We start from the raw sequence: 12,677 nt of genomic DNA, 5'->3' as shown, positions 1-12,677 counted from the left end.
ACGATGTGCCAATTGCTCGGTATGAATGCCAAGCTGCCCACCGATGTGATGTTCAGCTTCACCGGCCTGGCGCAGCGTGCCGACGAGCACAAGGACGGCTTCGGCATCGCCTTCTTCGAGGGCCGCGGCCTGCGCCATTTCGTCGATCACCACAGCGCGCGCGTCTCGCCCCTGGCCAAGCTGGTGCAGGACTATCCGATCAAGAGCGACAACGTGATCGCCCATATCCGCAAGGCCACGCAGGGCCAGGTGGCGCTGGAGAACACCCACCCCTTTGTGCGCGAGCTGTGGGGGCGCTACTGGGTGTTTGCGCACAACGGCAATCTGAAAGACTTTGCGCCGCGTCTGCATGGCGCGTTCCGGCCGGTGGGCCAGACCGACAGCGAGCGTGCCTTCTGCTGGTTGATGCAGGAACTCGCCAAGGCGCATTGCGATGTGCCCAGCGTCACCGAGCTGAGCCACACCCTGCGCGAGCTGATGCCGCAGCTGAACCGCTATGGCACCTTCAATATGCTGCTCTCCAACGGCCAGGCGCTGTGGGCGCATGGCAGCACGCATCTGCACTATCTGCTGCGCCGCCACCCGTTCGGCCGCGTGCACCTGCAGGATGAGGACCTGAGCGTGGACTTCTCCGAGCACACCACGGCCGAAGACCGCGTCGCGGTGATCGCCACCGAACCGCTCACGCGCGGCGAGCCCTGGGTGGCCATGGCGCCCGGCGAGCTCAAGGTGTTTGTGGGCGGCGAGCTGTTCGCCTGAAGCTGCCGGCCATTCATCGCCTGTTGGCGCCATTCGCCGCAGCAAGGTCTTGGGGCCTTGCGGCGGAACCTAGACTCGCGCCATGACGCACCGCCCCTACACCCTCGACTGGACCCAATGGATCTGCCCCGGGCCGCGGCGCCGCTTCTCGGCGTTGGAGCTGCGCCAGGCCGGTGCGCAGCCCTGGCCCAGGGGCATCGACCACTACGTCTACAGCAATACGCTGATCCTGGCTGCGGTGTTCTACAACGAACTGCCCAGGGGCCTGGGCCTGTGGGTGCTGCTGGCCTCCCTGTGCATGAGCGTGGCCAGCCTGCTGACGGCGCGCTGGCTCTGGCGCCAGCCCACTCGCAAGAACCTGAACCTGGCCTCCTGGGGGGCGGTGCTGGTGAGCCTTGTGCTGATCTTTGGGCTGGCCAAGGTGCACGGCAAGGAGATGCTCAGGTTCGCCGCGCCCGTCCTGGTGGCCGGCATCACCCTGGTGCTCAGCGCCTGGTGGTTCCTCACGCTCTACCGGGTGCAGCAGATCGAGGCGCGCCTGCGCGAGCTGGCCGACCAGGAGGCCAGCCAGCGCCTGGCACGGCGCCTCGCCACCGCGCAGATCCAGCCGCACTTCCTCTTCAACACCCTGGCCTCGCTGCAGCATTGGGTCGACACCCAGGACAGCCGTGCCGCCGGCATGCTGCGCTCCTTCACCCGCTATCTGCGCGCCACCCTACCGATGTTCGAGCATGAAAGCCTGCCGCTCGGCCAGGAGCTGCAGATCGTCGCCAGCTACCTGGAAGTGATGCAGGCGCGTCTGGGTGCGCGCCTCGCCTGGCGGATCGAGGCAGCGCCGGAGCTGCAAGACCTGACCCTGCCGCCCGGCGCCCTGCTGACCCTGGTGGAAAACGCCATCGGCCATGGCATCGAGCCGGCGCTGCGCGGCGGCCGCATCGATGTGCGCGCCTACCGCGAGGGCGCGGCGCTGCGCCTGGAGGTACAGGACGACGGTGCCGGCCTGTGCGCCGAGACGGCAAGCGACGACGGCCTGGGCCTGGCCAACACCCGCGAGCGCCTGCAGCAACTCTATGGCGCGCGCGCCAGCCTGCAGCTGCTGGCGCAGGAGCCGGGCTGCCTGGCCCGCATCACCATCCATGACGAGGGAGAACAGAGTCCATGAGAGCCTTGATTGCCGACGACGAGGAAGGCCCGCGCGAACAGCTGGCGGCCGCGCTGGCGCGCCTGTGGCCCGAGCTGCAGATCGTGGCGCGCAGCGAGAACGGCATCGACGCCTGGGACGATGCGCTGGCGCTGGAGCCCGACATCTGCTTCCTCGACATCCGCATGCCCGGCCTCACCGGCCTGGACGTGGCGCAGCGCCTGGCGCGCTTGAGCGAGCCGCCGCAGCTGGTGTTCGTCACCGCCTATGGCGACCACGCGCTCACCGCCTTCGAGGCCGGCGCGATCGACTATGTGCTCAAGCCGGTGGACGACGCCCGCCTGGCGCAGACGGTGGCGCGCCTGCGCAATCGGCAGGCCGCGGCGCAACCGAGCGCACAGGCCATGCAGGCCCTGCTGCAGCAGCTGCTGCCCGCGGTGCAGCGCCCGCCGGCCCGCCCCATCCAGGCCAGCCTGGGCCGCGAGATCAAGCTGATCGCGCCCGAGGAGGTGATCTATTTCGAGAGCGACAGCCGCTACACCCGCGTGGTGTTCGAGGGCGGCGAGGCGCTGATACGCACGCCGCTGAAGGAATTGCTGGCCACCCTGGATGGCGCGCAGTTCTGGCAGGTGCACCGCTCGGTGCTGGTGAACAGCCGCCACATCGCCAGCGCGCTGCGGGTGGACGAGAACAGCATGCAGCTCACGCTCAAGGGGCGCGAGGAGCGGCTGCCGGTGTCGCGCCAGTTCCAGTCGCTCTTCAAGGGTCAGTGAGTGTTTGCCGCGCTGCGCACGACAAGGGCCAGCCCGGGGTGCGCTAGCCGCCTTCCGGGCTCACAATCGGCGCCATCCCGACATCCAATGGTTCCGACATGGCTGCTGCTCTTCCATCTCCGCGCTTCGACGAGTTCTACCGCTACGATGCCCTGACCGAGCTGCTGTTCGCCTATGCGGAGGCGCGGCCCAACCTGGTCTCGGTGCGCTCCATCGGCAAGAGCCACGAGGGGCGCGACATCTGGGTGCTGGTGCTCACCAACACCGCCACCGGCGCCGACGTCGACAAGCCGGCCTTCTGGCTGGACGGCAATATCCACGCCGCCGAGCTCAGCGCCAGCACCGCCTGCCTGTTCTACCTCAACGACCTGCTCAACAAGTACGGCCTGGAGCCGCAGGTGACGCAGCTGCTGGACACGCGCGTGATCTATATGGTGCCGCGCCTGAACCCCGATGGCGCGGAGCTGGCGCTGGCGGACCGGCCGCGCCACATCCGCTCGTCCACGCGCCGCTACCCCTATGACGAGGAGCCGGTGGACGGCCTCAATATCGAGGACGTGGATGGCGATGGCCGCATCCTCACGATGCGCGTGCCCGACCCGCATGGCGGCTACAAGAAGCATGCCGGCGACCCGCGCCTGATGGTGGCGCGCGAGCCAGGCGAGTTCGGCGGCGAGTACTACCGCCTGATCCCCGAGGGCTTCATCAAGCACCACGACGGCCTCACCGTGACGATCAACCCCGATCGCGAGGGCCTGGACCTGAACCGCAACTTCCCCAGCGAGTGGCGGCAGGAATACAAGCAGCTCGGCGCCGGCCCCTACCCGACCAGCGAGCCCGAGGTGCGGGCCATGGTGGACTTCATCGTCGCCCACCCCAATATCGGCGCGGCCATCAGCTATCACACCCACAGCGGCGTGATCCTGCGGCCGATGGGCTCGCAGAGCGACGACGACATGATTCCCGAGGACCTGTGGAGCTACAAGCAGTTCTCGGCCCTGGGCGAGAAGCACACCGGCTACCCGGCCATCAGCATCTGGCACGACTTCAAGTACCACCCCAAGGACATCATCAGCGGCACGCAGGACTGGGTCTACGAGCACCTGGGCGCGCTGTTCTGGGTGGTGGAGATCTGGTCGCCCAACAAGGCCGCCGGCATCGAGGGCTACAAGTGGATCGACTGGTACCGCGAGCATCCGGTGGAGGACGATCTCAAGCTGCTCAAGTGGAGCGACGAGCAATGCGGCGGCCAGGCCCATGTGGACTGGCAGCCCTTCCAGCATCCGCAGCTCGGCGCGGTGGAGATCGGCGGCTGGGACAAGATGAACTTCTGGCGCAACCCGCCGCCGCATCTGCGCGAGCGCGAGGCGGCGCGCTTCCCGGCCTGGATGAACCAGATCGCGCTCTCGCTGCCCAAGCTGGAGTTGCTGCGCACCGAGGTGCGCGCGCTCGGCCCCGACACCTGGCGCGTGCGCCTGGCGGTCTCCAACAGCGGCTACCTGCCCGCCTACGTGACCAAGCGCGCGCTGGAGCGCAAGACGGTGCGCGGCGTGATGTTCCACATCCACCTGCCCGATCCGCTCCTGAACCCCGAGATCAGCCTGGTGAGCGGCAAGGAGCGCATGGAGGGCCCGCAACTGGAGGGTCATGCGCCCAAGCAGTCGCAGCATGCCTTCCTGCCCAGCCGCGAGGTCACCGCGGATCGCGCCGTGGGCGAGTGGGTGGTGCGCGCGCCCAAGGGCACGCGCCTGGCGCTGACGGCCAGCGCCGAGCGCGCCGGAACGGTCAGGACCGAGGTGGTGCTGGACTGAGATCGCTCGCCTGCCCGCGGCGGGCTGATCAGTCCTTTTTGGGTGCCAGGCCTTGCGCCTGCGCCGCCTGCATGGCCTCGCGCCAGACGCGCGCCGGCACGAAGGTACGCAGCTGGCCCAGCGCCTTCTCGATCAGCTCGGGATGCAGCTCGTGGCCGATGTCGGGCAGGATGTCGGCGGTGATGTCGGCGCCCAGGCGCACCAGGCGCTTGGCGGCGTCCACCTGGTCCTGGTAGGGCAGGGTGCCATCCTGCAGGCCATGCATCAGGTGCAGGCTCACGTTCAGCGGCGCGTGCCCGGGCATATTGGCGTAGGCGCCGCTGAAGGCCAGCACGCGGCCGGCCAGCGCCACCTCGGCCTGCACCGCTTCCAGTGCCATCACCGCCCCTTGCGAGAAGCCGGCCAGCGCCACGCGTTCCCAGGGCAGGTCGAACTGTTCGGCCCAGGCCCGCACGGTGGCGATGAAGCCGGGCAGGGCGGCCGCCACGCGCTGGCCATGGTTGTCGTCGTTGGCGTCCTTGAGCGAATACCACTGGTGGCCCGCCCCACCACCGGGGATCTGGTCATAGGGTTCGGGCGCATTGATCGACACCACCGCGGCCTGCGGGTACTGGGCACGCAGGGCCTGGGCCAGCGGCCGCATCTGCGAAGCATCCGCGCCGGCACCGTGCAGCAGCAGGAACAGCAGATCGGGCAGGCCCTTGTCGGGCAGCAGGGCAAGGGCTTGGGAGCGGGCGGGGGTGTTCATGCCCCCGATTGTCCCTCCGTCGCTCAGGTCCGCAGATTGTCCGGGTCCTTGTGTCCGATCAGCCGCACCAGGGCCTGGCGCAGGCGCGGCGCGTCGATGGGCTTGGTGAGGAACTCGTTCATGCCGGCGGCCAGCGCCTCGTCGCGTTCGGACACCAGGGCCGCGGCGGTGAGCGCGACGATGGGCAGCTCCTCGGCGCTGAAGCGGCGGCGCACATGGCGGGTGGCCTCGTGGCCGCTCATCACCGGCATCTGCACGTCCATCAGCACGGCGTCGTAGGGCTTGCCCATGCTGGCGGCGGCGTTGATGGCCTCCACCGCCTGGCTGCCGTCGCTGGCCTGCGCCACCTCTAGCCCCCATTGCTCCAGCAGGGCCACGGCAATCATCATATTGACCGGGTTGTCCTCCACCATCAGCACGCGCAGGCCCTTCAGGTCCTCGTTGTCGCGCGCCTCGCGCAGCTGGGTGCTGATGGGGGTGGGCGCGGCGGAGAGCGGCAGCTCGGCCCAGAAGGTCGAGCCCTGGCCGGGCGTGCTCTCGCAGCCCACCTGGCCGCCCATCAGGCTGGCCAGTTCGCGGCAGATCGAGAGGCCCAGGCCGGTGCCGCCGAAGCGGCGCGTGGTCGATTCATCCGCCTGCGTGAAGGGCTGGAACAGCCGGCCCTGCATCTCGGCGCTGATGCCGGGGCCGGTGTCGCTGACCTCTATGCGGATGCGCTCCTCGTCGAGGCGGCGCACCTGTACGGCCACCGAACCCGACTCGGTGAACTTGAGCGCGTTGGTGAGGTAGTTGCTGAGGATCTGGCGCAGCCGCACCGGGTCGCCCACCACCCAGGCGGGCACGGCCTCGTCGACGTCGATCTTGAAGGTCAGGCCGCGCGCCTGCGCCAGCGTCAGATAGGCCATGCGCATGGTGCCCAGCATGTCGCGCAGCGCAAAGGGCACGGACTCCAGCGTCAGGCGGCCGGCCTCGATCTTGCTCAGGTCCAGGATGTCGGAGATCAGGCCCGAGAGGCTCTCGGCGCTGTCCAGCATCTGGTCCAGGTAATGGCGGCGCGTGTCGTCGTCCAGGTCGGGCTGCTGCAGCATGCGCGCCAGGCCCACCACGCCGTTCAGCGGCGTGCGGATCTCGTGGCTGGTGTTGGCCAGGAAGGCGGTCTTGGCGCGGCTGGCGGCCTGCGCCTCGTCCTTGGCCTGGGCCAGCGCGGCCTCGACGCGGCGCTTCTCGGTGACGTCTTCCAGAATCCAGATGGTGCCGCCGCGGCTGGGGTGGTTGGGGTCCACCGCGCGCGCCAGCAGGCGGCAGAGGAAGGTCGAGCCGTCGCGGCGCCGCATCATGCGCTCGGCCTCGACCTGCTCGCCCGCCGCCAGGCGCGGCCCCAGCTCGGCGCCCACCGCCGCATAGTCGGCCATGCTGGGCCAGACCACGCTGCCATGCTGGCCGATCAGGCTGCCGTCGGGCCAGCCGAACATGTCTTCCACCAACTTGTTGACCTGCACGAACTGCTGGTCGCGCGTCAGCGTGATGCCGATCGAGGCGTTCTCGAGAATCGCCGCGTGCACCAGGCGGGTCCGTTCGCTCTCCGACACGTCGCGCGCATTGATGACCAGGTAGGACAGGCCTTCCATCACGAAGGGGGCCGCCGAGATCACCATCGCGATCGGATCGCCATGCTTGTTGATGAAGGTGGCCGGCATCTCGCTGACGCGGCCATGCAGGCGGATCGCCTCGACCAGGCGCTCGCGATCCTCATGCTTGTGCCAGATGCCCAGCTCGTCGGCGGTGTGGCCCAGCACCTCATCGGTGCTGTAGCCGGTGAGCTCCTCGAAGGTCTTGTTGACCATCGCGTAGCGGCCGGAGTTGATCTCGGTGAGGGTGATCACATCCGGGCTGGTGGCCACCAGGTGCGAGAGCAGGCCCTCCGAGCGGCGCAGCGCGTCCTGCGCGCGCGAGGCCTCGGTCTGGTCGATGAAGAAGGAGAGCGTGGCCGGGCCGCTGGCGGCGTCCACGCGCACGCTGGTGGCCTGCACCAGGCGGCGCCGGCGCGACAGGGTGCGCAGCCTGAACTCGGCCATCGGCAGCATCGCACCCACCGGCATCGCCTCGATCTTGGCGGCGCGCTGGCGCGCGCGCTCGTCGTCGCCCGGCTCGTAATGCGAGAACAGGTCCTGGCCGATCATGCTGGAGCGCTGGGTGTAGCCGAACATCGCCATCGCGGCCGGGTTGGCATCCAGCACGCGGCCCCAGCGGTGCAGCACCAGCGGCGAGGGCGAGCGGCGGAACAGCTCGCGGTAGCGCGTCTCGGTGGCGACGATGGCCTGCTCGGCCTGCACCTCGCCGGTGACGTCGCGGCCGACGCCCCAATAGCCACGGAAATTGCCCTGCGCGTCGAAGCGCGGCTCGCCGCTCACCGACACGAAGCGCACCGTGCCGTCGTCGTTGCGGCGCCTTGCCACCACGCCGCGGAAGCTGCGGTGCGATTCGAGGTCGGCGCGGTGCGCGTCCATGTCCTCGTCGGACAGGCCCAGCTGCTCCAGCTCCCAGGGCGTCTTGCCCTGGCGCGCCTGCAGGTCCAGGCCGGAGGCGCCGGGGCGGTCTTCGGCCAGATGGGTGAAGCGGAACTCGCGGTCCATCTCCCAGTACCAGTCGGCCGCCATGCTGAGCAGATGGCGGAAGCGCGCGCTGCGATCGCTGGCCTCCTGCACCGAGCGCCGCACCATGCGGGCGGTGCCCAGGCCCACGATCAGGCCGGCACTCAACAGCAGGCTGTGGGCCAGCAGGCGGGCGGGCAGGCTGACGCTGCGCTGGGCCACCGTGATCCAGCCGGCCAGCTCGGCCCAACCCAGGCCGGCCAGGCAGGCCAGGCCCATGCAGAACACGGCCAGGCCGGTGCGCAGGCCGACGATGGCGGTGGTCAGGGCCACCATCAGGCCCATCACGCCCAGGCTGATCGAGTACAGGCCGAGCTGGCGCGACACCGCGATAGCCAGCGCCAGCGCGATCACCAACGCCTGCATCAGCAGCACCACGGCGCGGCCATGCTGGCGCGGCTGGCGCCACAGCAGGGCCAGGCCGGTGGCGGCGGTGCCCAGGGCCAGGCCCGGCGGCAGCCAGCCGCCCAGCGGCTCGCCCGGGCCGATGCTCAGCACCAGCATCGCGGTCACCACGGTGCACAGGCCCACGCAAGCCCACAGGAACAGGCGCACCGAGCGCCACAGCAGGCTTTGCTCCAGCGCCGTGCGGCCTTCGCCCGGGGGCAGGTCATGCCCCACCAGGCTGCTCAAATCATCCAGGCTGTCCTTGCTGCTGCTCACTGCGGGTGTCCACTCTCAGGCCAGCTGGGGAGTCTCAGCCACAAGCGGGGGTGGTGAACAGCAGGACAGACCCGGAAACCACAGACAGATCACCCGGAGTGAGGGGATCTGCGCAGTTTTTGGCGCTTCAGGCCTTGGCTTGCTTGAGCTGCGCGCGCGTCTGCAGGGCCACGCGGCGGGCCGCGGCGGCAAAGTCCTCGCCCTGGCTGGCGTAGAGCACGGCGCGCGAGGAGCTCACGATGATGGGGCTGCCCGGCCGCCAGCCCGCCTTCACGGTGGCGTCGGCATCGCCGCCCTGGGCGCCTACGCCCGGGATCAGCAGGGGCAGGGTGGGGGCCAGCTCGCGCACGCGCGCGATCTCGCCCGGGAAGGTGGCGCCCACCACCAGGCCCAGTTGGCCGTTCTTGTTCCAGTCGGTCTGGGCCAGGCTGGCCAGGTGTTCGTAGAGGCGCGGCTGGCCTGCCACGTCGGCCAGGCGCTGGTTCTGCCAGTCGCTGCCGCCGGGGTTGGAGGTGCGGCACAGCAGGATGGCGCCCTTGTCGGGATAGCGCAGATAGGGCTCGATGCTGTCGAAGCCCATGAAGGGCGAGAGCGTCACCGCATCGGCCTGGTAGCGCATGAAGGCCTCGCGAGCGTACTGCTCGGCGGTGGAGCCGATGTCGCCGCGCTTGGCGTCCAGGATCACCGGCACATGGGGCGCGACGCGCTTGATGTGCGCCATCAGGCGCTCCAGCTGGCTTTCGGCGCCATGCGCGGCGAAGTAGGCGATCTGCGGCTTGAAGGCGATCACCAGATCCTTGGTGGCGTCCACGATGGCGGCGCAGAAATCGTAGATGCGCGCCGCATCGTTCTTCCAGGCGCCCGGGAACTTGGCGGGTTCGGGGTCCAGCCCCACGCACAGCAGCGAGTCGTTGAGTTGTTCGGCGGCGTGGAGTTGCTGGATGAAATTCATGTGGCTTTTGGGGGCTGGTGGCAGGTGGCGTATTGTCGCGCTTTTGCTTTTTGCATGAGGAGCGAGCATGGAGGTGCTGCGGACCGAGAGACTGAGGCTGCGCTGGTTCACGCTGGACGACGCCGCCCAGGTGCTGGCGCTGCTCAACGAGCCGGGCTGGATCAGCAATATCTCCGATCCGGGCGTGCGCGATCTAGCGCAGGCGCGCGACTGGATGCAGGGCCGCCTGCTGGACCATTACTGGAAGCTGGGCCATGGCTTCTGGGCGGTGGAGCGCCTGGCCGATGGCGAGTTCCTGGGCCTGTGCGGCGTGTTCAAGCGCGATGCGCTGGAGCATCCCGATGTCGGCTATGCGCTGCTGGAGCGCCACCATGGCCAGGGCTATGCGCGCGAGGCCGCCGCGGCCAGCCTGCGCTATGCGCATGAGGTGCTGGGCCTGCGCTGCGTGCAGGCCATCATCGCGCCCCACAACGAGGCCTCGGCGCGCGTGCTGCTGACCATCGGCATGCAGGAACAGGGCCTGCGCCAGGTGGCGGGCTACGACGGCGGCTCGGTGCTGTTCGAATGGCGCGCCGCCGGCGCGGAACCCGACGACGCGGCCCAGATCGATGCCCTGGCGGCGCGTTTTCTGGGCGCCTTCGACAACCGCGGCGGGCGCTGCCCGACGCTGGCGGCCTTGCCCTACTGGCTGCTGCCGGATGCGCAGATCCGCCACCACGATGGCCAGCAGGGCGCGCAGCTGATGGATGTGCCCGGTTTTGTGTTGCCGCGCGCCGAGCTCTTGCGCGAGGGCGGCCGGCTGCAGGACTTTGCCGAACGGGAGCTGGCGCAGGAGACGCGTATCCAGGGCCGGATCGCGCAGCGCTGGCTGCGCTACGAGAAGGCCGGGCGCCTGGATGACGCCCCCTATGCCGGCCGCGGCCAGAAAAGCCTGCAGCTGCTGAAGACGGCGCGCGGCTGGAGGATCGCGGCCGTGCTGTGGGAGGATGAGGCCGCCTGAGTCGTGGAGAACGTCGGCGTGAAGGTCGGCGTGAACGGATTTCCGTCCCTGCGGGCGCCGCGGCGCACGGAAATCCGTCTTCGCTCTTGCCGCGGCGGGCCTGCCGTGCACGAGGAATCAAGCACTTAGCGGCTGCTGCCGCGCGCCGGCTCCGGGAAATCCCGCAATGGCACAGCAAGTGCATGCCTTGCGCCATCATGCGCCGCGCCACGCTCATCCGCCCGTTCTGCTGCCTTGCCGCCACCCTGTTGGCCGGCGCGGCCATGGCGGCCTCGCCCCTGCTGGCGCAGAGCGACACGCTGCGCCGCATCGCCGTCACCGGCACCATCAGCCTGGGCCACCGCGAATCTTCGGTGCCCTTCTCCTACTACGACGAGCGCCGCCAGGTGGTGGGCTATTCGCATGAGCTGATGCTGAGGGTGGTGGAGGCCGTGCGCAGCGAGTTGCAGCTGCCGGCGCTGACCCAGCGCCTGGTGCCCGTGACCTCGCAGAACCGCATGGCCCTGGTGCAGAACGGCACTGTGGACCTGGAATGCGGCTCCAGCTCCAACACCCTGGCGCGACAACGCCAGGTGGCGTTCTCGACCTCCATCTTCGTGGTCAGCACGCGCATGCTGGTGCGCCAGGACTCGGGGCTGAAGGACTTTGCCGATCTGGCCGGCAAGCGCGCCGTGGTGACGGCCGGCACCACCTCCGAGCGCCTGCTGCGCAGCTGGAACGAAACCCATGGCGGCCGCATCCAGCTGCTCAGCGCGCGCGACCATGGCGACGCCTTCCAGTCGCTCGAGACCGGCAAGGTCGATGCGCTGATGCTGGACGATGCGCTGCTGCACGGCGAGCGTGCCAAGGCGGCGCGGCCCGAGGACTGGGTGGTCACCGGCACGCCCATGTCGGCCGAGGTCTATGGCTGCATGATGCGGCGCGGCGACCCCGGCTTCAAGGCCCTGGTGGACCGCGAGCTGACCCGCCTGCTGCTGAGCGGCGAGGCGCTGAAGATCTACACGCGCTGGTTCCAGCGCCCCATCCCGCCCAAGGGCCTGAACCTCAACCAACCGCCCTCCGAGGCGCTGCTGCGGCTCTACCAATTGCCCACCGATCAGGCCCTGCCCTGATCGATGCTTTGCTTTCCTTCTTTCAACCCGCCCCTTCCAGGAGACCCCATGAAGACGATCGCGTTTGCCCTGAGCCTTGCACTGGCCGCCACCGCCCATGCCGAAGACACGCTGAAGAAGATCAAGGACAGCGCCACGGCCACCATGGGCGTGCGCGAGTCCTCGGGTGCGCTTTCCTACACCCTGGGCGACGGCAAGTACGTGGGCTACCACGTCGAGATCTGCCAGCATGTGCTGGCCGATGTGCAGAAGCAGCTGGGCCTGGCCAAGCTGGAGATCAAGTACCAGCCGGTGACCTCGCAGAACCGCATCCCGCTGGTGCAGAACGGCACCGTGGACATCGAGTGCGGCTCCACCACCAACAACCTGACGCGCCAGAAGGATGTGGCCTTTGCGGTCACCACCTTCGTCGAGGAAGTGCGCATCGCGGTGAAGGCCAACTCGGGCATCACCTCGATCGGCCAGCTCAACGGCAAGAACGTCGCCACCACCACCGGCACGACCTCGGTGCAGACCCTGCGCAAGCATGAGCGCGCCACCGGCGTGGACTTCAAGGAGGTGTTCGGCAAGGACCATGCCGACAGCTTCCTGCTGCTGGAATCGGGCCGCGCCGATGCCTTCGTGATGGACGGCTCGCTGCTGGCCGGCAACATCGCCAAGAGCAAGAACCCGGCCGATTTCAAGATCGTCGGCGAGGTGCTGTCGGTGGAGCCGATCGCCATCATGATGCGCAAGGACGATCCGGCCTTCAAGAAGGCGGTGGACGACAGCATCAAGGCGATGATGAAGTCGGGCGAGATCGCCAAGCTGTACGACAAGTGGCTGATGCAGCCGATCCCGCCGGCCAATGCGCGCGTCGGCCTGGCCATGAGCGACAACCTCAAGGCCGCCATCGCCAGCCCCAACGACCGTCCGATGGAAGAGTACGCCAAGAAGTAAGCGGCTAGGCGAGCGCCCGGAAACACAAGCATTGGAGGTGGCATGGCCACATGGGACTGGCAGGTGTTCTGCAAGAACACCATCGATGGCGAGGTGATACCGCGCTGCCTGGGCAGCGGCGGTGACAT

General features: G+C 68.9%; 10 protein-coding genes. 7 read left to right on the top strand and 3 right to left on the bottom strand.

Features of this window, described 5'->3' with window-relative positions; all coding sequences use genetic code 11:
• Positions 1-3 precede the first annotated feature (3 nt).
• The 4 genes from AC3WQY_RS18955 to AC3WQY_RS18940 all read left to right on the top strand — a co-directional run bounded on the left by AC3WQY_RS18955 (position 4) and on the right by AC3WQY_RS18940 (position 4,484).
• Complete coding sequence (locus tag AC3WQY_RS18955) at positions 4-759, top strand: class II glutamine amidotransferase (protein WP_285234151.1); 756 nt, start codon at positions 4-6, stop codon at positions 757-759.
• 82 nt (positions 760-841) lie between these two features.
• Entirely contained in the window at positions 842-1,921 is a 1,080-nt protein-coding gene (locus AC3WQY_RS18950; protein ID WP_492710076.1) for a sensor histidine kinase, read from the top strand.
• Positions 1,918-2,673, top strand: a complete 756-nt coding sequence (locus AC3WQY_RS18945; protein ID WP_285234149.1) for a LytR/AlgR family response regulator transcription factor — start codon at positions 1,918-1,920, stop codon at positions 2,671-2,673. The genes AC3WQY_RS18950 and AC3WQY_RS18945 overlap by 4 nt, the downstream gene beginning before the upstream one ends.
• 98 nt (positions 2,674-2,771) lie before the next feature.
• Positions 2,772-4,484 carry a M14 family metallopeptidase gene (locus AC3WQY_RS18940; RefSeq protein ID WP_285234148.1) on the top strand — a complete coding sequence of 571 codons (1,713 nt, stop codon included), beginning with the start codon at positions 2,772-2,774 and terminating at the stop codon, positions 4,482-4,484.
• Positions 4,485-4,512: 28 nt separating this feature from the next.
• On the opposite strand, the gene ypfH is transcribed toward AC3WQY_RS18940, so the two are convergent.
• The 3 genes from ypfH to pyrF form a co-directional block, all read right to left on the bottom strand.
• Positions 4,513-5,232 (bottom strand): esterase, encoded by a 720-nt coding sequence (gene ypfH / locus AC3WQY_RS18935; RefSeq protein WP_285234147.1) that lies wholly within the window; start codon positions 5,230-5,232, stop codon positions 4,513-4,515.
• 23 nt (positions 5,233-5,255) lie between these two features.
• On the bottom strand, positions 5,256-8,546 hold the full coding sequence (locus AC3WQY_RS18930) for a PAS domain-containing hybrid sensor histidine kinase/response regulator (RefSeq protein ID WP_492710074.1): 3,291 nt from the start codon (positions 8,544-8,546) through the stop codon (positions 5,256-5,258).
• 127 nt (positions 8,547-8,673) lie between these two features.
• Positions 8,674-9,498 carry an orotidine-5'-phosphate decarboxylase gene (gene pyrF / locus AC3WQY_RS18925; protein WP_492710073.1) on the bottom strand — a complete coding sequence of 275 codons (825 nt, stop codon included), beginning with the start codon at positions 9,496-9,498 and terminating at the stop codon, positions 8,674-8,676.
• Positions 9,499-9,565: 67 nt separating this feature from the next.
• Between pyrF and AC3WQY_RS18920 the strand changes: the two genes are divergently transcribed.
• The 3 genes from AC3WQY_RS18920 (at position 9,566) to AC3WQY_RS18910 (ending at position 12,549) form a co-directional block, all read left to right on the top strand.
• The gene (locus tag AC3WQY_RS18920; RefSeq protein ID WP_492710072.1) at positions 9,566-10,498 is read left to right on the top strand and encodes a GNAT family N-acetyltransferase; all 933 of its coding nucleotides are present in this window, start codon (positions 9,566-9,568) and stop codon (positions 10,496-10,498) included.
• A gap of 182 nt (positions 10,499-10,680) precedes the next feature.
• Complete coding sequence (locus AC3WQY_RS18915; protein ID WP_285234143.1) at positions 10,681-11,610, top strand: transporter substrate-binding domain-containing protein; 930 nt, start codon at positions 10,681-10,683, stop codon at positions 11,608-11,610.
• 48 nt (positions 11,611-11,658) lie between these two features.
• On the top strand, positions 11,659-12,549 hold the full coding sequence (locus AC3WQY_RS18910) for an amino acid ABC transporter substrate-binding protein (RefSeq protein ID WP_285234142.1): 891 nt from the start codon (positions 11,659-11,661) through the stop codon (positions 12,547-12,549).
• Positions 12,550-12,677: the final 128 nt, after the last annotated feature.

It is taken from the genome of Roseateles sp. FW301-B2 (assembly GCF_058788955.1).
Note: the sequence above shows the minus strand (reverse complement) of the source record. Positions and strands in the feature narration are given on the sequence as shown.

What these genes read in the sequence shown, in the direction of transcription:
- AC3WQY_RS18940 (WP_285234148.1), top strand. Translation starts at nt 2,772, where the DNA reads ATGGCTGCTGCTCTTCCATCTCCGCGCTTCGACGAGTTCTACCGCTAC.
- pyrF (WP_492710073.1), bottom strand. Translation starts at nt 9,498, where the DNA reads ATGAATTTCATCCAGCAACTCCACGCCGCCGAACAACTCAACGACTCG.
- AC3WQY_RS18955 (WP_285234151.1), top strand. Translation starts at nt 4, where the DNA reads ATGTGCCAATTGCTCGGTATGAATGCCAAGCTGCCCACCGATGTGATG.
- AC3WQY_RS18910 (WP_285234142.1), top strand. Translation starts at nt 11,659, where the DNA reads ATGAAGACGATCGCGTTTGCCCTGAGCCTTGCACTGGCCGCCACCGCC.
- AC3WQY_RS18950 (WP_492710076.1), top strand. Translation starts at nt 842, where the DNA reads ATGACGCACCGCCCCTACACCCTCGACTGGACCCAATGGATCTGCCCC.
- AC3WQY_RS18915 (WP_285234143.1), top strand. Translation starts at nt 10,681, where the DNA reads ATGCCTTGCGCCATCATGCGCCGCGCCACGCTCATCCGCCCGTTCTGC.
- AC3WQY_RS18920 (WP_492710072.1), top strand. Translation starts at nt 9,566, where the DNA reads ATGGAGGTGCTGCGGACCGAGAGACTGAGGCTGCGCTGGTTCACGCTG.
- ypfH (WP_285234147.1), bottom strand. Translation starts at nt 5,232, where the DNA reads ATGAACACCCCCGCCCGCTCCCAAGCCCTTGCCCTGCTGCCCGACAAG.
- AC3WQY_RS18945 (WP_285234149.1), top strand. Translation starts at nt 1,918, where the DNA reads ATGAGAGCCTTGATTGCCGACGACGAGGAAGGCCCGCGCGAACAGCTG.